Here is a 24,830-nt window from a genome sequence, read left to right as displayed (position 1 = left end):
CACGCCAGCGTGACAAAGACCTGCAAACCGTTGCCTACGGGGCCTGCCCCCCCTTCCGGCATCTACCCCCCTTACAGGCGGAGCACATAGTCTTTGAACTGCCTGCCGCTTGCGGGTCGGAAAACCTCCTCTGTTTCCAGCATGGTTTCGACCCGGTCCAGACGGAAATTGCGGAAATCATCTGCCCGCTCGCACCATGCGGTCAGCAGCCAGACATCATCAAACAATGTGATGCCCAGCGGCTGGACGCGGCGTTCGCTTCTGCGCCCCTCCAGGCTGACATAGGTGATCTGCAGGACACGTCTTGCGCGGATCGCCCGGCGGGCCATGCCACCCCATTGTTCGGCAAGGACATCTGCCGCGCGGTGCCTTGTCACGGCAAGCAGGTTCAGGTTCTGAAACTTCTGGCCGACCTCTGCGCCCAGCGATGCGGCAACCTTGCCCGTGACCCTCTCCGCGGCGTCGCGCAATCCACCGCCGCGCCGGGCCATCAGATGGCGCATTCCCAGCATGATTGCCTCCATCTCCTCTGTATCGAACTGGAGTGGTGGCAGGAAATAGCCCTGTTCAAGCTGGTAGCCGATACCTGCTTCGCCGCGAATGGGCGCGCCAATCTCCTGCAGGGTGGCAACATCGCGATAGATCGTGCGGGTAGAAACGCCAAGGCGCTGCGCCAGCACACCCGCCGGGACAGGCCGACGGGCGGACCGAAGATGATCCAGCAAAGAGAACAGGCGGTGGGTTTTCATGCAGCAGACTTATAGCACCATCCTGACACTATCTGTCAGGGGTAACATCTAGAAAGTGACGACACACCAACAAAAGGACTACGCAGATGTCACAACCCCGCCTGGAAATTGTTACCTACAACGTCGGATCAGTCGCGGAAGCCGACCGCCAGCGCCACAACGCGAGGGAGCTTGCTGTCACCCTGAAGGGGTTCTCCGGCTGGCTTCCGCTGACATGCGCGAAGAATACGGCGCGGCGCGGCGATCTTGTGGTCTGGCGCAATCAGGACGCCGCCGACAACGCCGCGAAGACTGTCGGTTCGGCAGATGAGTTTGCAGCGTTCCGCGCCACAATTTCGGAATTCGGCTACATGGATCATTTCGTGTTGCCCTATGGCGGCTTGCCCATGATGCAGGCGGGCGATGGCCTGGAACTGGGGCGCTTTCGCCTGCGGTCGGGCGTGACAGAAGCCATGTTACGTGTTGCTCATGCCCGGATGGTTGAAAACCAGCTTTCGCAACAGCCTGGCTGGCGTGGTCAGCGGTTGGCAAAGCTGGAGGATGGAACCTGGGTGGATATGGCCTTTGCTGCGACAGACGCGGATGCCCGGGCCATCTGTGCCAGTTGGGCAGGAAATGCAGACTGCGACGCATTTCTTGCCCTCATAGAGCCGATCAGCATGGAATTCGGGATGCTGGCCTGAACAAACATCAGCGGGCCATTCATGTGCCCGCTGATAAACGATAGCGGCAACAGATCGGGCAACAAGACGGAATCACAAAAATGCGCCATGCGACAAAGAGATATTGCAAGAAGCCGTTTGCCCTGAACAAGATGGCGCATGTCAAAACTCACACGAAACCTTATAACGGATGTGCGCGGGATACTTGTCGGGAATGCCTGTGATCCGGCGATAAAATCCGGTGTGACTGTTCTTACCGCGCCAGAACCCTTTGTCTGTTCAGTGCATGTCATGGGTGGGGCGCCCGGAACACGTGAAACGGATTTGCTTGCGCCCGACAGGCTGGTGGAAAAAGTTGACGCGCTGGTGCTGTCGGGCGGTTCTGCGTTTGGTCTGGATGCCTGTAGCGGCGTGTCGGATGAGTTGCGATCTGCTGGTCGCGGGTTTGCGGCGGGTCGTGCTGTGGTTCCGATTGTCCCCGGCGCAATTCTGTTTGACCTGTTGAACGGCGGTGACAAGGACTGGACGGAAAACCCCTATCGTGATCTGGGGCGCGCTGCATTCCGGAATGCTGGCACTGCATTTCAGATCGGCACTGCGGGGGCGGGATACGGTGCCCTGACCGGAACGGTAAAGGGCGGACTGGGGTCCGCGTCCGCACAGGTCGCTGGCGTTACGGTCGGCGCGCTGGTCGCTGTCAATCCGGTTGGTTCAGTATCACCCGAGGACAGTCGACATTTCTGGGCCGCCCCGTTTGAGCAACATGGCGAATTCGGCGGCCTTGGCCCTGATCCCAGCAGCGGACACAGCGGCAAGATTTTCGGCCACAAGATTGCGGGCAGGGACACAACGCAGGAAAACACGACAATTGCCATCATTGCAACGGATGCCGCCCTTACCAAGGCAGAGTGCCATCGCCTTGCTGTTGCCGCCCATGATGGTATCGCGCGGGCCATTGTTCCTGCACATACCCCGTTCGATGGCGATCTGGTTTTTGCAGTTTCTACCGGGCATGTCGGCCTGCCTGATGACCGCGCGCAGGCGCTGTCCCAGATCGGCGCAGTCGCGGCCACATGTCTGTCACGCGCAATTGCACGGGGGGTTTATGAAGCACGCCCTGAAACCGGCGATCTGTTCCCTGCATGGTCTGCGCGGGCCTGAAGTCTGGGCACAGACCATGATCATATATCCCTGACGCCCTGCCCCCGTCCGTGGACTTCAGGCAATGATGCGAACAAGGGGGGCGTTGGCTGGCGCATGGGCAAGAAATCCAGCGAAACAACAGGTCAGTGACAAGAAACTGTTACATCGGACTGCTACGTCCCCCAACATGAAAATTGACCCGCTGAATGCCAGCTCTTTCGCGCTGTCCGCCACGCAGATTGCCAAGTCCTTTGGTGACACGGAGGTGCTGCGCAATATCCATCTTGATCTTGCCCCGGGCGAGGTTGTGGCCCTGCTTGGCCCGTCCGGCTGTGGCAAGACCACGCTTTTGCGTATTGCCGCCGGGCTTTTGACGGCCAGTGCGGGCCAGATGCAGATTGCAGGCAAGTGTGTCGTCGATGGCCGTGGCGTCAACACCCCGCCCGAGGGGCGGGGTATTGGTATGGTGTTTCAGGATTACGCCATCTGGCCGCATCTGAGCGTGCTGGAAAATGTGGCCTTCCCGCTGCGCATGCGCAAACTGGGCCGCAGTGCCCGCGAAACCCGCGCCCGGCGCGCGCTGGATCGTGTCGGGTTGGCGCATCTGGCTGAACGGTTTCCCGGCACGCTTTCGGGCGGGCAACAGCAGCGTGTGGCGCTTGCCCGCGCGATTGTGGCCGAACCGCCATTGGTTCTGTTCGATGAACCGCTTTCAAACCTCGACCGCGAATTGCGCGAGGGGCTGGCGCTTGAAATCGGCACGCTTCTGCGCGAATTGGGGCTTTCGGCCATCTATGTCACGCATGACCAGTCCGAGGCCTTCACCATTGCGGACCGGGTTGCCGTCATGCTGGGGGGCGAGATTGCGCAGATCGACACGCCGGAGCGGCTTTTCGCATCCCCCGACTCGGTAGATGTGGCGCAGTTTCTGAATATCGGGGCATTGATCGACGGGCATGTGTGCAGCACGCAGGGATTCACATGCAGTCGCAACAGCCTGAAGCTACCCGATCTGGCCTTGTCCGCACAAGAAGGGCCTGCGCGCATTCTTATCCCGCGCACTGCCATCCGACTGGCATCTGACGGCGCGCTGACGGCGCAGGTGCTGCGCTGCCAGTTTCAGGGCGACCGTTATCTGCTGCATCTGGGGCTGGACGGGGACAGCACACGCCTTGTCTGCCCGACAGATCGCCCCGCAGCCCTGAACAGCCGGATCCCACTGGCGATTGATGCCGACCGGCTGCGCGTATTTCCACACTGAACGAACCCAAAAGGACAGGATATGATGCTCCGCACCACTGCACTCGCTGCGACCCTTGGCCTGATCGGCGGCCTTGCGCATGCTGATACGCTGACTTTCTACACCGCTGGCCCCGGTAATCTGGCCGATGCGCTGGCCGAAGCCTTTCAGGCCGAAACCGGTATTGCCGTCAATGTCTTTCAGGCCACGACCGGGCAGGTCATGGCACGGCTGGAAGCAGAAGAAGCCAACCCGCAGGCTGATGTTGTCGTCTCTGCCAGTTGGGGATCGGCGGAAGACATGCATGAGCGTGGGCTGTTGATGGAATACACATCGCCCCACGCCGGGATGATACCGGATTTCCTGAAACACAGCCATTATGCCGCACAGGGCGTGTCGGCGCTGGCGATGGTCTGGAACAGCCAAAGCGATGTACCGCGCCCCGATGAATGGGCCGATCTGACTGATGAGGTGTATCGCAACCTGATCACCATGCCAGACCCGTCGCAATCGGGGGCCGCTTTCGATCTGGTCGCCGGGCTGGAAGCCGCGATGGGCGAAGAGGGCTGGGGGTTGCTGTCCGCATTGGCCGCGAATGACATGATCGTGCCCGGCCCCAATGCCGCAGCACTGAACCCGGTGTTGCAAGGTGCCAAGGCTGTCGTGTTTGGTGCGGTGGACTATATCAGCTATGGACAAGCCGCTTCGGGCGAAACGATCGAGGTGATCACACCTTCCAGCGGTACGGTCATTGCGCCGCGCCCGATCATGATTCTGGAATCGACACAGAACCCCGACGCGGCGAAAGCCTTTGTCGATTTCGTTCTGTCAGATGCCGGACAGGCGCTTGTTTCCGAAACTTTCCTGATGCCCGCGCGCACTGATATCGAGGGCTTGCGTCCGGGAATCAATGAACTGACGGTTATCGATGTGGATACGGATGCCGTTTCTGCCCGCCGCGACGAAATTATCGCGCGCTTCAACGAAACCGTAATCAACCGCTGATCCGAACTGACCTTCACGTATGGCCCCGCACGAAACCGGGGCCATACGCATTTGCATGAAAGGCTGGCCCTGATGCCACGCGCGCAATCTGTCCTGACCACTCTGGCCGCCTGTGCGCTGCTGATCCTTGTGGGCCTGCCTGTGGTGTTCATCCTGCTGCAAGCGGTATTTCCCGATTTCGCGCGCGGATCGCTGGACGGGGCCTTTTCGAAACTCGCCATCATTTCGGAAAACGAACGCCTGCTGCTGCAGGCGCGCAATACGCTTATGCTGGCTTTCTCTGTCATGTTGGGCTGTCTGATCTTCGGCCTGCCCATCGGCATATTGCGCGGGCTTTTCCATGTGCCGGGCGCGCGGGTCTGGGATGTGATCTTTCTAATTCCTTTCCTGATCCCGCCTTTTATCGCGGCCATTGCGTGGATGATGACATTGCAGCCACGCGGCTACCTGTTCCAGCTATTGGGTTTTGACATGGGTGGTTTTCTGTTCAGTTTCACCGGCGTGGCCTTCGTGATGACACTGAACCTGTTTCCGCTGGTCTATTTCGCCGTCAGCCGCGCGCTGGAAATGGTGGGCGGGCGGTTTGCATCCGCTGCGCGTGTGCATGGCGCGCGGCCATTGCAGGCGTTCTTCCTGATCACGCTGCCCTTGTCGATCCCGGCCATTGCCGCAAGCCTTCTGATCGTTTTTGCCTTGTCGATAGAGGAATTCGGCACGCCTGCCGCCCTTGCCGCGCGCACCGGGTTTGAAGTGCTGGTGACCGGCATCTACACGCGGCTGTCGGACTGGCCGATCGACATGTCAGGTGCGGCGCTGGGATCGTGCATATTGATGGCGATGGTGCTGGCGGCCTTCACGCTTCAGAACTGGATCGCGACGCGGCGGTCCTATATCAGCCAGACCGGCAAACCCGCTGATCCGGTCAAGGCCGATCCGGGGCGCTGGCGCTGGCCTGTGCTGGGCCTGTTTACGCTGGTCGCGATCATCGGCGTGGTGATCCCACTGGCGGCAATAACCGTGACATCCCTCATGGGTACGATCTCGGGCGGGCTGAACTGGTCGAATTTCGACCTGCGCCATTACGCGCCGATCTTCCATACTGGTAGCAGGGCGGGGCAGGCATTGGCGACAAGCGGCTGGCTGGCCGTACTGACCGCCTTTGCGACGGCGGTCATCGGGGCGTTGGTCGCCTGTATCGTTGTGCGCGGCACAGGGCGCGGGCGCGCTGTCATGGACGGGTTGTCAGTCCTTCCCAATGCGATCCCGGCCATCGTACTGGCGGTGGGGATCATCCTGTTCTGGAATTCGCCCTACCTGCCGGTTTCGCTTTATGGCACTGCTGCGATCTTGCTGATTGCCTATATCGGCATCCTGCTTCCCTATCCCATCCGCTACGCAGTTGCGCGGTTGCGCCAGATATCTGTATCACTTGACGATGCCGCCCGGGTGTCCGGCGCAAGCCAGATACAGACCTTGCGCCATGTCACCTTGCCGCTGCTGGCACCCGCGCTGATCGCGGCGATGATGCTTGTTTTCGCCATCGCTTCGCGCGAACTGGTGGCGTCAATCATGCTCGCGCCTGCGGGGATGCGCACTGTAGGCACATTTGTTTTTGCGCAGTTCGAACAGGGCTCCGTCCAAACCGGCATGGCCATGAGCATGATCGCGATATCCATCACCTCTGGCATATTGTTGGCCGTCAATCTGTGGCTTGCGCGACAGGACAGCAGCGCCTTCTCCGGGTGATATCTGGGGCCGCAGCGGTCGATATGCCTTTGGGAACACCCCAAAGGCCGTTTCCTGCAACGTCATCCCGCTGTCGCATCGACAGGCGAATTCTCAGGTGCTGTGGCCAGCCTGACAAGCATCAGAAGATGCAAAACAGAAAAACCTTGCCGCAATGTATATAATAGTATTTATTCGCGAAAGGTCCGGTAGGGACCATTGAGATCTCGGGAGGATTTCCAATGCTTAAACGAACTTTGATGGCCAGCGTCGCTGTCTTTACTTTTGCGGCCGGTGCAGGACATGCGCAGACCATCGGCTTTTCACAGATCGGGTCAGAATCCGGCTGGCGCGCTGCCGAAACCACCGTCACGATGCAAGAGGCGGAAAACCGTGGCATTGATCTGCGCTTCTCGGACGCGCAGCAGCGTCAGGAAAACCAGATTGCAGCACTGCGGTCATTCATCGCGCAGGGCGTTGATGCGATCCTGTTGGCCCCTGTCGTGGCGACCGGCTGGGATTCCGTGCTGGAAGAAGCTGCAGAGGCTGAAATTCCCGTCGTCCTGCTTGACCGGATGGTCGACAGCGACCCTGACCTATACCTGACCGCCGTCGGTTCTGACCTTGTACATGAAGGCCGCGTTGCGGGTGAATGGCTGGTCGAGGCGGTGGACGGTGCGGATTGCCGTGTGGTCGAATTGCAGGGCACAACCGGGTCTTCGCCGGCGATTGACCGCAAGAACGGTTTTGAACAGGGCATCGCAGGGGCGGACAATATCGAGATTGTGCGCAGCCAGACCGGCGATTTCACCCGGACACGCGGCAAGGAAGTTATGGAAAGCTTCCTTCAGGCTGAAAATGGCGGCGCGGATATCTGCGCGCTTTATGCCCATAACGATGACATGGCCGTCGGTGCCATTCAGGCCATCAAAGAGGCTGGCCTGAACCCCGGTCAGGACATTCTGGTCGTGTCCATTGATGCTGTGCCGGATATCTTTCAGGCGTTGGCGGCAGGCGAGGCGAATGCCACGGTGGAGTTGACACCAAACATGGCCGGCCCCGCCTTTGATGCGCTGGAAGCTTATTTCGCCGATGGCACAATGCCTGAAAAGTTCATCCAGACTGAATCGCGGCTTTATACACAAGCCGATGATCCTGCTGGTGAATACGAGGCTCGCAAAGATCTGGGTTACTGATTTTGTGACGGGATGTGCCCGGGGCGCAGGGGAAACCTGCGTCCCGGATATACCTATGACTGGCGCGCAAATTCCGGCACAAACATATTTCAGCCCCCTGCCCTTGCACCACCCACGAGGCATCTGATGCTATTGTCGACACGCGACCTGACCAAGACATTTCCCGGCACAAGGGCACTGGACGCCGTCAGTTTCGACCTGAAGGCCGGTGAAGTGCATGCCCTGCTGGGCGAAAACGGTGCCGGAAAATCTACACTGATCAAATGCCTGACCGGTGCGTACAGGCGCGATTCGGGTGATATTCTTTTTGAAGGTCAGCCCATTTTCCCGCAAAGCACGCTTGAAGCGCAGGCCATCGGCATCGGCACAGTCTATCAGGAAGTCAATCTGCTGCCCAATCTGACGGTGGCGGAAAATCTGACCCTGGGCCATCAGCCGCGCCGTTTGGGCATGATCCGTTCGCGCGCGATGAACGCGCAAGCAGATGAGATGCTGTCAGGTTACGGGATTGATATTGATGTGCGCCGGACGCTGGACCAATATTCTGTCGCGGTGCAGCAGATCGTTGCGATTGCGCGCGCCGTGCATCTGTCGGGCCGGGTTCTGATTCTGGATGAACCGACCGCCAGCCTTGATGCGCGCGAAGTGCAGATGCTGTTCGATGTTGTGCGCGACCTGCGCGCGCGGGGTTTGGGAATCATCTTTATCTCGCATTTTCTGGATCAGGTGTTTGAGATTTCGGACCGCCTGACCATTTTGCGCAACGGGCGGCACATCGCCACCTGCCCGGCGGCAGAGGTTGACCGGATGCAGCTGATCACCCTGATGCTGGGGCATGAATTGCAGCAGGAAACCGCGACGCGCGCACGCCCTGTTGCGGATGGCAAAGATGCGATCAGGTTTTCAGGTGTCGGGCGGCGTGGCCGGATCGCACCATTCGATCTGACTGTCCACAAGGGCGAAGTGATCGGCATGGCGGGTTTGCTCGGGTCCGGCCGCACCGAAAGTGCAGAGGTCCTGTTCGGCGCAGCCCCCAGCGACAGCGGGACAGTCGAGGACAGCGATGGACCGGTTGATCTGCGCAATCCGCGCGCGGCCATCGCCGCCGGTTTTGCCTTTGCCCCGGAGGATCGCAAGACCGATGGCATCATCGCGGAACTGAGCGTGCGCGAGAATATTATTCTGGCACTTCAGGCCCGTCGCGGCTGGTCGCGCCCGATCCCGCAGGCGGAACAGATCCGCATGGCGGATGACTATATTGCCCGGCTTGATATCCGCACCCCGGATGCAGAAAAGCCCGTGGGCCTGCTGTCCGGCGGCAACCAGCAAAAGGTGATCCTGGCGCGCTGGCTGGCAACGAACCCACGGTTCCTGATCCTTGATGAACCGACGCGCGGCATCGATGTCGGTGCCCATGCCGAAATTCTGCGGCTGATCGAAGACGTCGTGGCGCAGGGCATGTCGATCCTTGTCATCTCATCCGAGCTTGATGAACTCGTCGCTGTGTCGCACCGCGTGATCGTGGTGCGCGACCGCCAACATGTATCACAACTGACGGGGGAAGATGTGACCACCGATACCATTGTCCGCGCGATTGCCGCACCGGATCTGACGCCAGAGGCAACAACATGACGACGGTGCTGCGCCGGGTTGCACCACAATTGCTGACACTGGTCGCCGTGATCATGCTGGTCAGCATTTATTTTCCCAGTTTCTGGCAGATCGTCTATGTCAATGAACGGCTGGTCGGCATTCCGATTGACGTGATAAAACGCGGCGCCCCGGTTGCGTTGCTGGCCATCGGCATGACGCTGGTCATTGCCACGCGCGGGATCGATCTGTCGGTCGGTGCGGTGATGGCAATCTGCGGCGCGAGTGCGGCCTGGTCGATTGATCAGGGCTTTGGCCTGTGGGCAGCGCTTGGCATCGCGCTTGTCGCGGGGCTGATCTGCGGGCTATGGAACGGGCTGTTGGTTGCGGTGTTCGACATCCAGCCGATTGTCGCCACGCTGATTCTGATGGTAGCGGGGCGCGGCATTGCGCAACTGATCACCGGCGGCACGATCCTGACCTTTGACAATGATGCATTTTCCTATCTTGGATCAGGCACGCTTCTGGGGGTACCGGTGCCTGCGGTGATCTGGGTGCTTACGGGCATCGGCTTTGGGCTTCTGGTGCGGCGCACGGCCCTGGGGCTGCTGGTGGAATCCATCGGTGTGAACCTGCGCGCCAGCACGCTGACCGGGATTAACAGCCGCGTGTTGCTGATCGCGGTCTATATGGGATCAGGGTTCTGCGCCGCGTTGGCAGGCATTATCGCCACGGCGGATATCCGCGGCGCCGATGCCAATAATGCGGGTCTGTGGCTGGAACTTGATGCAATTCTCGCAGTGGTGATCGGTGGGAATTCGCTTCTGGGCGGGCGGTTTTCGATCCTCGCCTCTATCCTTGGTGCGATGATCATCCAGACGATCAACACCGGTATTCTGCTGGCGGGCTTTCCGTCGGAATTCAATCTGGTGATCAAGGCGGTTCTGGTGATCATCATCCTTGTGCTGCAATCGCCCAGGGTGCTGCCGCAACTTGCCTATCTGTGGCGGGGCCGACGTGACAGGTCACAGCGCCCCAAACAGTCACAGACATCGCAGCAAAACGCCGGGACGGAGACCAAGACATGAGCATCCGCGCGCTGCCACTTTATGCCACCATCGCTATCTTCCTGCTGGCCTATCTGATTTGCTACATCCAGTTCCCGGCAATGCTGTCCACGCGCGTGATCGGCAATTTGCTGACCGATAATGCATATCTGGGCATCGTCGCGGTCGGCATGACCATCGTGATCATTTCGGGCGGGATCGATCTGTCGGTCGGGTCAGTCATCGCTTTTTCTGGTGTCTTTATCGCGGTAGTTCTGCGCGATACCGGGATCCATCCGCTGGTGGTGTTTGCGATGTTGCTGGCAATTACCACCGCCTTTGGCGCGGCGATGGGCGGGATGATCTATCTGCTGGCGATGCCGCCCTTTATTGTGACGCTTGCGGGCATGTTTCTGGCACGCGGCGCCAGCTATATGCTGTCGATCGATTCCGTGCCGATTGCCGATCCGCTCTATCAGCTGATGCAACGCGCCTATTATGTGATGCCCGGCCGGGGGCGGCTGACCCTGTTGGGGATGATCATGATCATGGCCGTTGTCGTCGGGATGATCGTTCTGCACCGGACCCGGTTTGGCACCAATGTCTATGCCCTGGGCGGCGGAGAGGCCACGGCACGGCTGATGGGTGTCGCCGTCGGGCGGACCACCGTGGCGGTCTATGCATTTTCGGGCTTTATGGCCGGGTTGTCGGGGATTGTCTTTTCGGTTTACACCTCGGCTGGTTATCCGCTGGCAACCGTCGGCGTGGAGTTGAGTGCAATTGCCGCAGTGGTCATTGGCGGCACGCTTTTGACTGGCGGCAGTGGCTATATGTTTGGTACGTTGATCGGTGTGCTGACAATGGGCCTGATCCAGACCTATATTGTCTTCGACGGAAGCCTATCGAGTTGGTGGACAAAAATCGTGATCGGCGGCCTGCTGCTGATGTTCATCCTGCTGCAAAAAGGTCTGCTCAGACTGCGTATTCATCAGTGACCAAGGAGACGTTATGTCCGATCTGCTGCGCGATGCCCTGAACGAAACGCTGGTGCGCAATAGCCACGGGCAAGTGGTCGAAGGGATCGGCAGCGCGATTGTCAGCGGCAAATACCCGCAAGGATCGATCCTGCCGCGCGATGATGAACTGGCGGGCCAGTTCGGTGTCTCGCGCACTGTCCTGCGTGAAGCAATGAAAACGCTTGCGGCAAAAGGCATGGTTGTTGCGCGCACCCGCGTCGGGACACGGGTCTGCGACCGTTTGCAGTGGAACCTGTTCGATGCCGAAGTGCTGGTCTGGCATCTGAATGAATATCCCGACATGAGCTTTCTGGATCAGTTGTTTGAGATGCGCCTGACGATGGAACCCGCCGCTGCAGCAATGGCAGCAACCCGCGCCACGACCGAAGAAATCACTACGCTTTACAGCCATGCCGAAGCGATGCGGACCGCAGTAAGCGACAAGGCTTTTGCGATGGCCGACCTTGAACTTCATCGCGCGATCACCAAAGCGTCGGGGAATGTATTCATGCATTCCGTCGGCACCTTGATAGAAGCCGCCTTGCTGACCACCTTCCGGCTCAGCTCTCCGGCCTCGGAACCGGTGATCCAGCAGGATGTATCTGCGACACATCTGCGCATAGTCGAAGCCATCGCGCGGCGTGACACTGACGCCGCCGAACAAGCAATGCGCGATGTGATCCTGTATGGTCAGCGCAGAATATCCCGCGCCGTTCGTTAGGGTCAGCCGCTTGTTAAGCTGAGCGACGCATAAGGCCAATACGGCCTGCCCAAAAATCGCGACCTGAAAAACGGGGTGGGCAATCCGCCCCGGCGCGCCTTGTTCATTTTAGCATCGTGGGCATATGGCGGATCGTCCGCACGACCGGTCCCGGGCTAACGGTCACACCCGCCTGTTTTCGCAGCCCCCGGCCCGGAGCCGTGGCACATGCTTTCATAATACTACCGGGCACTTGGGTGTTGCGCGACGAACGCGAACAACTGCGCCAGACGGTTGAGGGACAATCACTTTTGATGCACAGCAGTGCAATTTTGTATACGGAATATTCCTACATTCCCTTCTGATTTCGCCATGTATGTGAATGTTATCTTGTATATCTGGACAAATTTAGGGTTAAAACTTGATTGCACAGCTGTGCAAAATATTCTTGACAAATTGTTTGAGAAAGATACCGTGCATCTGAGGGCGGTCGGCAATGTTCGGCCGGGAGTTATCAGAGGCACACTGTCAGGCCGAGGATTCGGTCCTGTGTGTTCGGGAGGAATTATGAAGAGTTACGCAACGCCCTGCGGGGCGAAAAAATCGCGCAGGCATTCGCATTTCAGCGCAAATGGGCTGATGCGATGATGGCCCCTGGTAGCATTGAGCGACAGCATGCAGGTCGCTTTGAAGTGGCGCGCTACAAGCTGCGGCTTGCTTTTCGTGACCCCACAACCCTGATCGGCATTCTGGCAGCCTTGCTGTTTGCCTATCTGATCATTGTGCCGATCGCGTCGCTTCTGGTCGATGCAGGGCGCGTGCAATTTGGTGATGAGCGTCGAATCGGGACAGAGCCAGGTGGATGGACCCTGTACTACATCAACCGTGCGCTGTTTTCGCCGGTTGCCAGTTCCTTGTTCTGGACGCCGTTGTTCAATACGCTTTCGGTTGCCTTTGGCGCCATTGCCATTTCACTTACAATCGGGGGGCCATTGGCATGGTTGGTCAGCCGGACCGATATGCTGGGGCGGCGCTGGTTCGCCACGGCGCTGATCGTTCCCTTCATGCTACCGGCATGGACCTTTGCCCTTGCCTGGACCACCCTGTTCAAGAACCGGTCGATCGGGGGGCAGCTGGGATGGTTCGAAGCGATGGGTTGGTCCCCGCCTGACTGGCTGGCCTATGGGCAGGTGCCGATCACGATCATCCTGGCGCTAAATTACATTCCGTTCTTCATTTTGTTGTTTGGGAACGCTTTGCGCAGGTTTGACAGCCAGCTTGAAGATTCGGCGCGCATGTTGGGCGCCAGCACCCCGACCGTTGCATTCCGGATCATCGGGCCGATGATGTTGCCTGCACTTATGAGCGCGATCATTCTGGCCTTTGCCAAATGCATTGGCGAATTTGGTGTCCCTTATGTATTGGGCTTGCCGGTAAATTACGATCTTCTGGCGACAGGGCTATATCGCAGCATTTCGTCGCGCCAGACCGGTGTGGGCGCAGTGCTGGCCATGGCAATCATGATGATCGGGATCATCGCATTGTTGGTGGATGCCCGAGTGGTTCGGGAGTCGCGGAAATTCGTGACTGTAGGCAGCAAGGGCGCGATGGCACGCCGCAGCGAACTTGGCGCATGGCGCCTGCCTGCGACCGGATTTGCCATCGCCGTCTTCATTGTCTCGGTGGTGCTGCCGTTGCTAACGTTGGTCCTGTCCACAGTGATGCGGATACCGGCGAACTTTGCGTTCTCCAACTTCACGCTCGACTATTGGATCGGGACCAATCTTGAGACTGTGGCACTGCGGAATGGCATTCTGCTCTCCACTCAGATGTGGGCCGCAGCCTGGAACACACTCTGGATCGTGGGATCTGCGTCAATGTGTGCCGGGTTGTTGGGGTTGTTGGTGGGCTATGTGGTCGTCCGCACGCCTGTCTGGCCATTGGCCGCGTTTCTGCGCCATGTCACATTCTTCCCCTATATGGTGCCGGGAATTGCCTTTGCTGCTGCCTATCTTTCGCTGTTCGCGGTGCAGCGGGGTCCGATACCGGCACTGTATGGCACCGCTGCAATCCTGGTTCTGGCGCTGATTGCCGACCAGATGCCATATGCTTCGCGGGCCGGGATCTCGGCGATGATGCAACTGGGCAAAGACCCTGAGGAAGCTGCGCAGGTCGCTGGTGCGGGATGGTTCCGACGCATGACGACGATTGTGATTCCCATCCAGAAGGGGGCACTCGTTACCGGCATTCTGCTGCCGTTCATTTCGGGCATCAAAGGTCTGAGCCTGTTTGTGATCCTCGCAGTGCCGGCAACCGATGTGCTTACCACCTTTTCGCTGCGGCTGATCGACTACAATTACACTCAGGCGGCCAACGCTGTCGTGCTGATAATCGCCGCTATCGCCTATTTTGGAACCGTGTTGGCCCAGAAACTGACCAAAACAAATCTGGCCGACGGACTAGGGAGTTGAACTGATGCCTAAAATTACTCTTCGCAACGCGGAAAAGAGCTATGGCGGCACTGCAATCAAGGCAGTTCGCGACCTCAACCTCGAAATCGGTGATGGTGAATTTATGTGCCTTCTAGGCCCTTCGGGCTGCGGCAAGACCACGACATTGCGCATGATTTCAGGGCTTGAACATCTGTCTGGTGGTCAGATTTCCGTCGGTGATAAAGTTGTCGACTGTGTGGCTTCAGGCAGTTTCATCTCGCCGGAGAAGCGCGGGATGGGATTGGTTTTCCAGAGCTATGCCCTGTGGCCGCACATGACCATTGAGCGCAATACCGATTTTGGCCTTCGGCTGCGCAAAGTGCCGAAAGCCGAACGCCAGGCCAGGGTCGACAAGGTTATGAAAACCCTGGGAATTGAGAAGTATCGTGATCGCTATCCAAGTCAGCTTTCAGGTGGTCAGCAGCAACGTGTGGCGCTTGCCCGGATGCTGGCAGTCAACCCTGATGTGCTGCTGCTGGATGAGCCGCTTTCGAATCTCGATGCGCGGCTGCGGCTGGAGATGCGCGCAGAACTCAAGCGGATCCACGAGGAGTTCAAGACGACCATTGTGTTCGTCACCCATGACCAGTGGGAGGCGATGACGCTGGCAACCTCGATTGCGGTCATGAGTGAAGGCGAGCTTCAGCAGGTCGGTACGCCGAATGAAATATACGAGCAACCTGCCAACCGGTTCGTGGCCGAATTTGTAGGTAGCCCGCCGATCAATATCGTGGAGATGGGGGAAGGAAAAGCCGAGCCACTTTCCGGGCTTGTGAAATCATACCTTTCAAAAGCGTTTCCTCAGATCGATGCCATCGGCTCAGTGGGCCTGCGCCCGGAGGCTCTGGGCTTTGTGCAGGATGCCGCAGAGGTGCCGCAAGGCGCGATGGAGGGCGGCGCCCAGGTAACGGGGGTCCTACCCACCGGAGGATCGTGGATCATCGAGTTGCGCGCACATGACACAAAGCTGTTCCTGACCACGCATAAACCGCCTGTCGTGGCGGAAGGGGATCAGGGTTTCTTCTTTGTCCGTCCCGAGGCGATTCATGTGTTTGACAGTCATGGAAAACGCAACGTGTCGGCAGACATTCAGCTTCGAGGAGATGCTGAAACTACGGCCAAAACGGCCAAAGCCAGATTGTCGGCCTAATCCCCGGCATTACCACAGGGAGGAAGAGATATAATGACCAAATATACGTGCTGGCAGCATCTTTCGGGAGGCACCGCTGCGATGACCCTTGCGATGGGACTGGCCGCAGCGCCGGTATATGCCCAGAACGCCTGGGATGCCGAGGGTTTTGACCTTGATGCGCTGATCGAAGCGGCCAGAGGCGAACCGCCTCTCACTGTCTATGACAGCACTGGGAAAATCGTAGAGATTGCGGAGGCGTTTGCTGCGAAATATGGCCTGGACGCCACTGGCGTGAAAGTATCCACCGGGGGACAGATCGATCAGGTCATGCGCGAAGGTCAGTCCGGCAATGTGACAGGATCGGTGGTTGTGGTCCAGGATGTGCCACCGGGCATGGCCCAACTGGTTCCGCTTGGCTTGATGGAAAGTTGGACGCCACCTGATCTGGCGGAGCACATTCCGGAACATATGCGGGATCCGGTCATCATTGTGTCGAGTCCGAATGTCTGGACATATAACACGGAAGTCTATGAATCCTGCCCGATCAGCAACATCTGGGAATTGACCGAGGACGAATGGACCCGAAAGATCGCAATGCAGGATCCGCTTGGGAAGCCGACCTACACCGATTGGTTCAACCAGATGGAATTGCATCACGACGATGCGATAGCGGCGGCCTACGAGTCATACTATGGCAGGGCGCTGGAAACAGATGAAGGGTCCGCGACAAAGGCCTGGGTGCGTGCTCTGGCGCAAAACGCGCCACTGCTTACGGATTCGGATTCCGCAGCAGGCGATGCAGTTGGTGCAAGGGGACAAGCCGAACCCTTCATCGGGTTGATGGCCACGGCAAAATTCCGCGACAATGCGCCAAACGGGTTAGCGCTTGGCCTGTGTGAAGGCATGGAGCCGCATTCGGGATGGTTGTATCCCGGGGTGGGGATGATCTCCACTCGGACCGCAAGTCCCAACGCTGCCCGCTTGTTCGTCCGCTTCCTGCTGACCGAAGAAGGAATTGCACCACAAACCGTGGATGGCAAGTTTTCTTCAAACAGCCAGGTCCCGGCCCATCCGGATGAGCCTTCAGGGGTTGGCGCTGTGCTGGACCAGATGATGCCCTACAACACTGCGACTGCGATCGATGACTTCGATACCCGGCAGGATTGGCAGGATTTCTGGCGGGTGAACTATTCGCGCTAAACACATGGCGGCGGATGGTCCGCTTTCCGCCGCCATATTTGTTTCAAACGTATCGCGCGTGTCATCATGGCGCGCAGCAAGGAGCTGTTATGTTCATACCCACTCATTCCTCAATGCTGGGCATTGTTGCCATCGGTCTGCTCGCAACCACGCCAGCCAGCGCCCAGGAAACGTTCGATCTGGACGCGCTTGTTGAAGCGGCGCGGGGCGAAGCGCCTATTACTGTCTATGCGGTGACAGGCAAGATCGTGGATACCGCTGTCGCATTCACGCAGAAGTACGGCGTTCAGGCTGAGGGCCGCAAGGTGAATGAAGCCAGTCAGGTGGAACTGCTGATCCGCGAAAGTCAGGCGGGAAACATAGTTGGTGACGTGTCGGTTGCGGCCGACGTGGCGGCCATCGCGGCCCAACTGGTGCCCTACGGAATTGTCGAGAGCTGGGTGCCTGCGGACATCGCGCCGCATATTGCGCCGGAGTGGACAGACCCACTCGTGCTGGTCAACGACCCGCATGTATTCACTTACAATACCGAAGTTCACGAAAGCTGTCCCGTAAGCAATATCTGGCAACTTACGGAACCTGAATATGCCCGCAAACTTACTATGCTCGATCCCTTGGTTAAACCCAATTACGCCGATTGGTTCAACCAGATGGAGATGCATTTCGATGCCGAAATGGCGGCAGCCTATGAAAGTCATTTCGGGAGGCCGCTTGAAACCGAAGAGCGCAGCGCCACAGCCGCGTGGGTGAGTGCCTTTGCGCGGAACCAGCCGCTGCTGGGCGACTCGACATCAGTGGCCGAAGCCATCGGGGCACCGGGCCAAGCCGACCCTTTCATGGGCATCAGCCCTATTGCAAAGTACCGTGACAATATCACAGCGGATTTCAAACTCGGCCTTTGTGTCGGCATGGAGCCATTCATTGGCTGGCTTTATCCCGGCCCGGGTGTCATTGCCGCCGGAACGAAAAGCCCGAATGCGGCAAGGTTGTTCATCCACTACCTTTTGACTGCCGAAGGGCTTGATCCACAATTGATCGACGGGAAGATTTCCACCAATTCCCAAGTCACGCTGCCCGAGGACGAGCCTTCAGGCATAGCGGATTATTTCGATCAGCTGATGGCCTTTTCCATGACCACCGCCGTCGATGATTTTGATGCACGACAGGACTGGCAGGATTTCTGGCGGGTCAACTATTCCCGCTAAGGTCAGGTCGTCCTGATTGTTCAGGGCGGACACATTCGGGGGCGAGTTGGCCGCTGCCCCCGAACCCTATCTACCGCAAGGCTCTTACAGATCCCTAATTGAAATCGAGTATCAAGAAATGTCAGCAGTTTCACAACACGCCAATCCCGACATGGCCCATGCCCCCAATGAGCTTGATCGTCGCGAGCGCGTATTGATCGACACCATCCGGGCGGCCGGTGCCATGGCGCAAACCGCATTTGAAACCGGCGGCGCCAGCTATGAACTGAAGGGGCCGCAGGACTTTCTGACGGTCACCGATGCTGCGGTCGAAAAGTTCATTCGCGACGAGCTTCTTGGACAGTTTCCGCAAGATGGCTTCCTGGGCGAGGAGTCTGGTTCCGTCCTGGGTGAGAGTGTCTGGGTTGTGGATCCTATTGATGGCACGGCAAATTTTGCGCGCCGCATTCCTCATTATTGTATTTCAATCGCGTTGGCGTCCGGAACGGATATTCTGTTGGGCGCTATCTACGATCCTGCGCATGACGAACTCTACCTTGCCAGGCAAGGTCGTGGCGCGACCCGGAACGGAGAGCCGATTCAGGTATCGAGCGTGACCGACACACAATCGGCATGCGTCGAGCTGGGCTGGTCGACCCGCGTCACCAACGAGACCTATCTACAGGTGCTGACCAGGATTTTGTCAGCTGGTGTTAACAGCCGACGCGCGGCGACTGGCGCGCTAGGACTTGCCTATGTTGCCGATGGCCGGTCTGATGCATATGCCGAATTGCACATGCATCCCTGGGACTGTCTGGCGGGGTTGCTGTTGGTCCGGGAAGCCGGGGGAAAAGTGTGCAATTTTCTGGCGTCGGGCGGTCTGGAAATCGGCGGCGGTGTGCTGGCTTCCTCGCCCGGTGTTGCAAGTATGATGAGCGATGCCACCGGGATTCCCTGCAATTGAATCCCGGTTTGGCTAGCGCGGGCGCACCGACTTGCGCCATACCGGTTCAGCTTGAAAGCGGATCGGATCCTGAATTGCGTCTACCGGGGTGTGATGGTCGATCAGATCCACGACATGTTCGGCGATCTGTTCGATTGGTTGGCGGAACGTCGTTAGTTCATAGGATGACCAACCAGCCTGTTCGATGTCGTCAAAGCCGACTACGCACAGTTCGTCTGGTATCTTGATACCGAATTCATTGCGGGCTGCATCAAGGAACCCGCACGCCAGCAAATCGGTAACACAGAATACACCGTCGGGCCGGTCAGCGCCGCTCAGCACCTGCCGGGCGGCTTCGGCGCCGGATGCATAGGCTGTGGGCCCCAATCGAGACACGCTGACATCAATGTTGGCGCTTTGTGCGGCCGCAACGAAGGCCTTTTCCCGTGCGGCAAGCGATGCGGACCCGACGGTGGAAGCGATCACCGCCAACTTACGGCACCCTGCCCTTTCGAGCATGTCGAACGCCTGCCGGGCCGCAGCACGATTTGTGACAATAACCGAAACGGGGCCGGGAACCGGATCGTCGCGATTGATCAGGATGACATGCTGGCCGTTGTTCAGACATGTTTCGATCAACGAGGCCTTGGGCTGCCCCGAAAGAACAATCGTTGCGTCAGCCCGGTAATGCAATGTCTGGCGCAACGCCATTTCTACATCGGTACTTTCGCCGGACGAATTTATGATCATTGCAACCTTATTGGCTGCTTGTAGCCGTCGGGTAAGGGCTTCGGTCATTTTCGCCTGATAGGGTGTGTTTATGTCAGCTACCACCAATGAGACTATATTGCTTTTCTCCCGGATCAGCCCACGGGCAAGGTGGTTGACAGTGTAGCCAAGTTCTTCGGCCGCCTGTAGAACCCGCTTGCGGGTTGCCGGTGCCACGCTTGCACCATCAGTAAATGTACGGGAGACGGCTGAGCGCGACACGCCCGCGCGCTCGGCAACCTGCTGTGCGCTGACGAAAGACTTTCCCCGAGATTTGTCGAGCTTGTCCTGTTTCATGGTTTTCCTCGTAGCCGCCGTTGCTGCTTTCCGGATTGCACAGCTGTGCTATTGCTTCAAGTCTAAATGCATTGCTGACTTATGCCAGCGTCCAAATCCTCATGCAGATATTATTAGACAATTTAGCCACAATTGCGCTGAAGAAACAGGTAAGGAACCCCGAATATGCGAGATGTTATCATCGGAGCCAAGTCCTGTATTGACCATATTGCACAGCTGTGCAATTCTGCTTTGTGGCATCGGATTGGAAATCTGATGCCGTCAATGTGACGCTTAACGGACACGGGATTATTACCTCGCAGGAAGGAACTTTGCATGGCGCAAGTCGCACCACATTACGATCGTCCCGATATCAGCATGATCGCCACCGATGTGGGGGAAGACAAGGTATCGCTGTTTATTGGGGGGTCGGACGGCGCCCGCAATCTGGGACTGCTTCGGGAAAATGGCATTACAACTGTGATCAATTGCGCGGTCAATCTCGACTTCAACTATGTTACCTCGCCAGTTCTTGCAGCCGAGGGGGATAAGGTCGCAACCGGCCACGGAGCTATTCGAGCCTATAAAATCGGACTCATTGATGGCGAAGGGAATCCTTCGCGCATGATGCTCGCAGGCTACTACATTCTTGACGGCGCGCTCAAGCAGACAATGCCCGACCGCGCGAGCTATCCCAACCGCGAGCGTGGGAACATTTTGGTTCATTGTCGCGGTGGGCGCAGCCGTTCGGTTGCGCTGGTCGCGCTGTTTCTGGTAAAGAACCAGCAGCACCTTTTTCCTAGCTTTGAGGATGCACTGGCTCATGTGCGCGAAAAGCGTGAACTGCGGCGCGACGAATGGTTTGAGACCCCAAAGCCGATGCTGATCGAAGCCGCAAAGCGGGCTTCGGATGCAATCGACCTGCTGGAAGGTAGATAAAATTAGCTCCACACTGATACTTATCAATCTTTTGGGTGCCGGTGCATTACTGCTCTGGGGCTTGCGGATGATCAAAACCGGGATGCTGCGGGCCTTTGGCGCGTCGCTCAGGCATTGGATTGGCAAGAGTACCGGAAACCGGTTTTCTGCTGTTGGTGTGGGGGTACTCGCTACCATTGCCGTTCAATCGAGTACGGCCACAGCTGTGATCACCGCGTCATTTGCTGCCCGCGATCTTGTTTCGGGCATGATGGCGCAGGCGATTATTCTTGGCGCCAATTTCGGGACCAGCATCGCTGCATATTTTCTGTCGTTGGAACTGAGCTGGCTTTCACCTGTTCTCATACTCTGTGGCGTGATTACATTCAGCAACAGCAGCTATGCCATGGGCAAGGGTATCGGGCGCGCCATTCTGGGGCTAGGCCTGATGCTGCTCGCGCTGTCGTTGATGGGGCAGGCCACCGAACCAGTCAGAACCTCGGAAGCTGTTATTTCTGTTCTCTTTCATCTGGGCAATGCGCCAGCATTTGCGCTTCTGTTTGCGACAGGCCTGGCATTCCTTGCATCTTCCAGTCTGGCGGTGGTGCTGTTTGTTGTGTTGTTGGGCCAGGCAAATATTGTTACCGCAGAACTGGCCCTGGTGTTGGTGGCAGGTGCCAATCTGGGCGGCGCCATCCCCCCCTATCTTGCGGTTTATAGCGAAGGCGTCCAGGCGCGCCGACTGGCGGTAACCAATCTTGCTATCCGCGCCGCAGGTGCGATTGCCTTGACTGTTCTATCGGGTCTGATCGCGCCGCGGATGGCGCAGCTCTGGCCCGATACCGGCACAGTTGCGCTTGTCGCCCATATCGGGTTTTCGACCGTGCTGCTGGTGGTCTTCCTGCCGTTTCTGGGTCCACTTGCCCGGCTTGCAGAGATGCTTATGCCCCAGCCGGCAGAAACCAGGGTAATGCCGCGCTATCTTGATGAGAGTGCTTTAAGCACACCCGTGCTCGCGCTCTCTGCGGCTGCGCGCGAAACGTTGCGGCTGGGCGACATGGTGCGTGACATGCTTGAAACAAGCATGATTGCATTGAAAAGTTCGGACCCGGCAGTCCGCACACAACTTTCCGATTTAGAAGATGACATCGACCGTGTTCATTCGGAGATCAAACTCTATCTCTCGCGTCTCGGGCGAGAGGAGCTAGACGACGCGGATACGCGCCGGGCCACCGAGATCATGTCCTATGCTGTCAATCTTGAGCATATAGGTGACATCATCGACAACGGGCTGTCCGAACTCGCTGCAAAAAAAGCAAAGCGTAAGCTTTCTTTTTCGTCAGAAGGTATGGCCGAGATTGTTCAGTTCTACGATCGCACTCTTGAGATTCTGCAGGTTGCCCAATCTGTCTTTCTGTCGCGCGACCTTAATCTGGCCCGGCAATTGGTGAGCTACAAAAGTGATGTCCGGCGTCTTGAAACCGAGTCTGCTGAACGGCACCTGAAGCGGCTTAAGGAGCAGCGCACCGAAACTGTGGAAACATCAGGTCTTCATCTCGATATTCTGCGGGACCTCAAAAGGGTCAATGCGCATCTGATATCGGTTGCCTATCCTATTCTCGATGACTTGGGAGCATTGCGCGAGACACGTCTTCGTTCAAACCATGAAAGCTGATTGTCATGCACAAACTCGCGGTTATTGCCGACCCCCACTATCACGAGATCTTCCCTGGTTACCGGTTTGAAGGCGTTGATTTCAAGGGGCAATCGGGAGCCTGCATCCGCACACGAGATGACAGCGCGGCATCGACGCGTGTGTATAATGAAAGCTATTTCTCTTTTCCTGCTGCGCTTGACGCGTGCGTGGCAGAAGGAATTGAAACCGTGGTTATTGCAGGAGATCTGACGGATGACGGGCAGATCGCCACGATGGATGCAGCGCTGGCATTGCTCGCCCGATATGAAGCTGAGCATGGAATCCGGTTTTTTCTTACGCCCGGCAATCACGACACCTACGGGATGAGCGGACGGCATCATTCCAAGGCGTTCTATGACGGTCGGGGCGGAACAACTTTGGTTACAAGCGAACCAGAGGGGATAGCCAATACAGAGCGGGTCATCGTTGATCGCGCGATGTTCTGCCGCTCCTATCGTGATACCGCTCCGCTCTGGGCTCCCTACGGTATTCAGAGGCGATCCTCTGACCTGCATTGGGAATCTCCTTTCGGGACCGATGATGCATTTGCCAGCCGCATGTTCGAGATCACCTCCCCCGACGGCTCGGTTGTCCACCGGCAGCTGGATCTGAGTTATCTTGTCGAACCGCAAAAAGGGCTTTGGCTTGTCTCCATAGATGCCAATGTGTTTGAACCACGCAACGGATGTGCGGACAACACCGACCCGTCCTCCTTCGCCGATAGCACAGACGCAGGCTGGAATTCACTTGTGCGCCTGAAGCCGTTTATTCTTGATTGGCTCGTTGATGTATCCACGCGCGCCAAGGCGCAGGGCAAGACGCTGATCTGCTTCTCGCATTACCCGGTGCTGGATACGTATGACGGAACTTTCGCTCAGGAGAGTATGCTCTTCGGCGCGACTCAGGCCGTGCGGCGCACACCGGACCATGCAACCGGTCGGGCCGTTGCAGCCACCGGTATCGGCGTACACTTTTCAGGTCACCTGCATGTCTGCGACACCTGCACAACCTGTATCGACGGCCATACGCTGACCAATCACGCGATCCCGTCGCCAGTGGCATTCCCTCCCGCTTTTGCCGTAGTGTCTGCCGACGGAGAGTCCCGAAATGTCCAATACAGGCAAATAGAGTTTGACGACTTCGATGCCTTCTTCCCATTTTACCACCGCGACGCTGCGCAGTCCGATTGGATGCAAGCGCAGTCCTACGGTGATTTTCTTTATCGGCATGTTCGCCAGTTAGTGGTACAGCGCCACCTTCCGAAAGAATGGCCCGCTGATCTGGCGCAGTTCATTCAGGCCGTAGGCGTCAACGAACTGATCAGGATCGCCGATATTCAACGACCACTTCAGGCGGCAACCTATATTCCTTCGCGACGTGAACAGGACGAAATCACTGGTATCGATCTGATCACAGATTGGTACGCAGCGCGCAATGCCGGAACATTGGTAACCCAATTCGTTTCCCCGCAACGCCTGGCAATCTATCGTCGGCTTATCGAGTGCTATGCCGGACGCTCTTGGTCCACTTCCGACTGTCTGCAATCAAGACTCAAAATGCTCTTGGCAATGATGGACCAATATCTTGCAGATGCTATGGCCATCAGCGAATAGCTTGCGGCGAAGATGCGCAAAAGCTGTGCCTTTGGCTGAATAAAGCGCAACCCATTGTAAAGGCATGCTGGCCTGATCATCCGCTGTTATGGTTTGCGCGTCATGCGGCGGCGGGGCAATCCGTCAGACTTGGCCTGCATGGTCGATCCGGCCAAGATTGACGCGCTGATGAAGCGGAACGTGATGAGAATGTTTCGTCCCGTTTTCAAATGTCGTTTCGACGATACAACCGCCACATCACAACGACTGAGCCTCAGGTTTTGCCCACTCACGAAGCCCCTCCTGTCATGTCACTGCGCTCGCGCAAGGCACATTCGGGGTTTCCCTAAAGCGGACTGTCGCAGTGACATAACCAGATGCGCTGAAAGTGCCAATCGCCGCACGACCGCCACAAGGTCTGGATGATCGAAGTGGCCTGCCCTTTGCTGCCAATCATCGTCGGTAACATGCTGCAACGCTGCTTCACATAACCGACTGTTTGTGTTTGACGCAGCGATCCTTTCCGGTCAACATCGCTGATGCGCGATGCGCCACGT

General features: G+C 57.8%; 20 protein-coding genes. 18 read left to right on the top strand and 2 right to left on the bottom strand.

Annotated elements, in window-relative coordinates; translation table 11 throughout:
• Positions 1-71: 71 nt before the first annotated feature.
• A complete protein-coding gene (locus PUT78_RS02630; protein WP_274350542.1) occupies positions 72-749 on the bottom strand; it encodes a helix-turn-helix transcriptional regulator in 678 nt (225 codons plus the stop codon).
• An 86-nt stretch (positions 750-835) separates the two neighbouring features.
• On the opposite strand from PUT78_RS02630, the gene PUT78_RS02625 reads away from it, so the two are divergent.
• The 15 genes from PUT78_RS02625 (at position 836) to PUT78_RS02555 (ending at position 19,044) form a co-directional block, all read left to right on the top strand.
• On the top strand, positions 836-1,432 hold the full coding sequence (locus tag PUT78_RS02625; protein ID WP_274350541.1) for a hypothetical protein: 597 nt from the start codon (positions 836-838) through the stop codon (positions 1,430-1,432).
• Positions 1,433-1,570: 138 nt separating this feature from the next.
• On the top strand, positions 1,571-2,572 hold the full coding sequence (locus tag PUT78_RS02620) for a P1 family peptidase (RefSeq protein ID WP_274350540.1): 1,002 nt from the start codon (positions 1,571-1,573) through the stop codon (positions 2,570-2,572).
• Between the two features lie 169 nt (positions 2,573-2,741).
• Positions 2,742-3,815: an ABC transporter ATP-binding protein gene (locus PUT78_RS02615; RefSeq protein WP_274350539.1), complete on the top strand. Its 1,074-nt coding sequence runs from the start codon at positions 2,742-2,744 to the stop codon at positions 3,813-3,815.
• Between the two features lie 21 nt (positions 3,816-3,836).
• Positions 3,837-4,799, top strand: a complete 963-nt coding sequence (locus tag PUT78_RS02610; protein WP_274350538.1) for an ABC transporter substrate-binding protein — start codon at positions 3,837-3,839, stop codon at positions 4,797-4,799.
• Positions 4,800-4,871: 72 nt separating this feature from the next.
• The gene (locus tag PUT78_RS02605; RefSeq protein ID WP_274350537.1) at positions 4,872-6,545 is read left to right on the top strand and encodes an ABC transporter permease; all 1,674 of its coding nucleotides are present in this window, start codon (positions 4,872-4,874) and stop codon (positions 6,543-6,545) included.
• Between the two features lie 221 nt (positions 6,546-6,766).
• Entirely contained in the window at positions 6,767-7,720 is a 954-nt protein-coding gene (gene ytfQ, locus PUT78_RS02600; RefSeq protein WP_274350536.1) for a galactofuranose ABC transporter, galactofuranose-binding protein YtfQ, read from the top strand.
• A gap of 126 nt (positions 7,721-7,846) precedes the next feature.
• A complete protein-coding gene (locus tag PUT78_RS02595; protein ID WP_274350534.1) occupies positions 7,847-9,352 on the top strand; it encodes a sugar ABC transporter ATP-binding protein in 1,506 nt (501 codons plus the stop codon).
• The gene (locus tag PUT78_RS02590) at positions 9,349-10,398 is read left to right on the top strand and encodes an ABC transporter permease (protein ID WP_274350532.1); all 1,050 of its coding nucleotides are present in this window, start codon (positions 9,349-9,351) and stop codon (positions 10,396-10,398) included. Before PUT78_RS02595 ends, PUT78_RS02590 begins: the two co-directional genes overlap by 4 nt.
• On the top strand, positions 10,395-11,351 hold the full coding sequence (gene yjfF / locus PUT78_RS02585) for a galactofuranose ABC transporter, permease protein YjfF (protein ID WP_274350531.1): 957 nt from the start codon (positions 10,395-10,397) through the stop codon (positions 11,349-11,351). The genes PUT78_RS02590 and yjfF overlap by 4 nt, the downstream gene beginning before the upstream one ends.
• Before the next feature lie 13 nt (positions 11,352-11,364).
• Positions 11,365-12,093: a FadR/GntR family transcriptional regulator gene (locus PUT78_RS02580; RefSeq protein ID WP_274350529.1), complete on the top strand. Its 729-nt coding sequence runs from the start codon at positions 11,365-11,367 to the stop codon at positions 12,091-12,093.
• 530 nt (positions 12,094-12,623) lie between these two features.
• Entirely contained in the window at positions 12,624-14,543 is a 1,920-nt protein-coding gene (locus PUT78_RS02575; RefSeq protein WP_274350528.1) for an ABC transporter permease, read from the top strand.
• A 4-nt stretch (positions 14,544-14,547) separates the two neighbouring features.
• Positions 14,548-15,714 (top strand): ABC transporter ATP-binding protein, encoded by a 1,167-nt coding sequence (locus PUT78_RS02570; protein ID WP_274350527.1) that lies wholly within the window; start codon positions 14,548-14,550, stop codon positions 15,712-15,714.
• Positions 15,715-15,747: 33 nt separating this feature from the next.
• Positions 15,748-16,896, top strand: coding sequence for an ABC transporter substrate-binding protein (locus PUT78_RS02565; RefSeq protein WP_274350525.1), 1,149 nt, complete (start codon positions 15,748-15,750; stop codon positions 16,894-16,896).
• A gap of 89 nt (positions 16,897-16,985) precedes the next feature.
• Positions 16,986-18,101 (top strand): ABC transporter substrate-binding protein, encoded by a 1,116-nt coding sequence (locus PUT78_RS02560; protein ID WP_274350524.1) that lies wholly within the window; start codon positions 16,986-16,988, stop codon positions 18,099-18,101.
• A 46-nt stretch (positions 18,102-18,147) separates the two neighbouring features.
• Positions 18,148-19,044 (top strand): inositol monophosphatase family protein, encoded by an 897-nt coding sequence (locus PUT78_RS02555; RefSeq protein WP_274350523.1) that lies wholly within the window; start codon positions 18,148-18,150, stop codon positions 19,042-19,044.
• A 12-nt stretch (positions 19,045-19,056) separates the two neighbouring features.
• On the opposite strand, the gene PUT78_RS02550 is transcribed toward PUT78_RS02555, so the two are convergent.
• A complete protein-coding gene (locus tag PUT78_RS02550; protein WP_274350522.1) occupies positions 19,057-20,088 on the bottom strand; it encodes a LacI family DNA-binding transcriptional regulator in 1,032 nt (343 codons plus the stop codon).
• A 315-nt stretch (positions 20,089-20,403) separates the two neighbouring features.
• Between PUT78_RS02550 and PUT78_RS02545 the strand changes: the two genes are divergently transcribed.
• The 3 genes from PUT78_RS02545 to PUT78_RS02535 are packed head-to-tail and all read left to right on the top strand — an operon-like array spanning position 20,404 to position 24,294.
• Positions 20,404-21,006, top strand: a complete 603-nt coding sequence (locus PUT78_RS02545) for a dual specificity protein phosphatase family protein (RefSeq protein ID WP_274350521.1) — start codon at positions 20,404-20,406, stop codon at positions 21,004-21,006.
• Positions 20,978-22,660, top strand: coding sequence for a Na/Pi cotransporter family protein (locus PUT78_RS02540; protein WP_274350519.1), 1,683 nt, complete (start codon positions 20,978-20,980; stop codon positions 22,658-22,660). The genes PUT78_RS02545 and PUT78_RS02540 overlap by 29 nt, the downstream gene beginning before the upstream one ends.
• Positions 22,661-22,665: 5 nt before the next feature.
• On the top strand, positions 22,666-24,294 hold the full coding sequence (locus PUT78_RS02535; RefSeq protein ID WP_274350517.1) for a metallophosphoesterase: 1,629 nt from the start codon (positions 22,666-22,668) through the stop codon (positions 24,292-24,294).
• Positions 24,295-24,830 lie beyond the last annotated feature (536 nt).

Origin of the sequence: Roseinatronobacter alkalisoli (genome assembly GCF_028745735.1) — a bacterium.
Classification (GTDB): domain Bacteria; phylum Pseudomonadota; class Alphaproteobacteria; order Rhodobacterales; family Rhodobacteraceae; genus Roseinatronobacter; species Roseinatronobacter alkalisoli.
This window is presented reverse-complemented; position numbering and strand designations above follow the sequence as displayed.

Bases quoted from the DNA above. Each gene is read 5' to 3' on its own strand.
- ytfQ (WP_274350536.1), top strand. From the start codon at position 6,767: ATGCTTAAACGAACTTTGATGGCCAGCGTCGCTGTCTTTACTTTTGCG.
- PUT78_RS02540 (WP_274350519.1), top strand. From the start codon at position 20,978: ATGCAATCGACCTGCTGGAAGGTAGATAAAATTAGCTCCACACTGATA.
- PUT78_RS02605 (WP_274350537.1), top strand. From the start codon at position 4,872: ATGCCACGCGCGCAATCTGTCCTGACCACTCTGGCCGCCTGTGCGCTG.
- yjfF (WP_274350531.1), top strand. From the start codon at position 10,395: ATGAGCATCCGCGCGCTGCCACTTTATGCCACCATCGCTATCTTCCTG.
- PUT78_RS02550 (WP_274350522.1), bottom strand. From the start codon at position 20,088: ATGAAACAGGACAAGCTCGACAAATCTCGGGGAAAGTCTTTCGTCAGC.
- PUT78_RS02610 (WP_274350538.1), top strand. From the start codon at position 3,837: ATGATGCTCCGCACCACTGCACTCGCTGCGACCCTTGGCCTGATCGGC.
- PUT78_RS02615 (WP_274350539.1), top strand. From the start codon at position 2,742: ATGAAAATTGACCCGCTGAATGCCAGCTCTTTCGCGCTGTCCGCCACG.
- PUT78_RS02560 (WP_274350524.1), top strand. From the start codon at position 16,986: ATGTTCATACCCACTCATTCCTCAATGCTGGGCATTGTTGCCATCGGT.
- PUT78_RS02590 (WP_274350532.1), top strand. From the start codon at position 9,349: ATGACGACGGTGCTGCGCCGGGTTGCACCACAATTGCTGACACTGGTC.
- PUT78_RS02535 (WP_274350517.1), top strand. From the start codon at position 22,666: ATGCACAAACTCGCGGTTATTGCCGACCCCCACTATCACGAGATCTTC.
- PUT78_RS02620 (WP_274350540.1), top strand. From the start codon at position 1,571: ATGTCAAAACTCACACGAAACCTTATAACGGATGTGCGCGGGATACTT.
- PUT78_RS02545 (WP_274350521.1), top strand. From the start codon at position 20,404: ATGGCGCAAGTCGCACCACATTACGATCGTCCCGATATCAGCATGATC.
- PUT78_RS02595 (WP_274350534.1), top strand. From the start codon at position 7,847: ATGCTATTGTCGACACGCGACCTGACCAAGACATTTCCCGGCACAAGG.
- PUT78_RS02565 (WP_274350525.1), top strand. From the start codon at position 15,748: ATGACCAAATATACGTGCTGGCAGCATCTTTCGGGAGGCACCGCTGCG.
- PUT78_RS02625 (WP_274350541.1), top strand. From the start codon at position 836: ATGTCACAACCCCGCCTGGAAATTGTTACCTACAACGTCGGATCAGTC.
- PUT78_RS02630 (WP_274350542.1), bottom strand. From the start codon at position 749: ATGAAAACCCACCGCCTGTTCTCTTTGCTGGATCATCTTCGGTCCGCC.
- PUT78_RS02570 (WP_274350527.1), top strand. From the start codon at position 14,548: ATGCCTAAAATTACTCTTCGCAACGCGGAAAAGAGCTATGGCGGCACT.
- PUT78_RS02580 (WP_274350529.1), top strand. From the start codon at position 11,365: ATGTCCGATCTGCTGCGCGATGCCCTGAACGAAACGCTGGTGCGCAAT.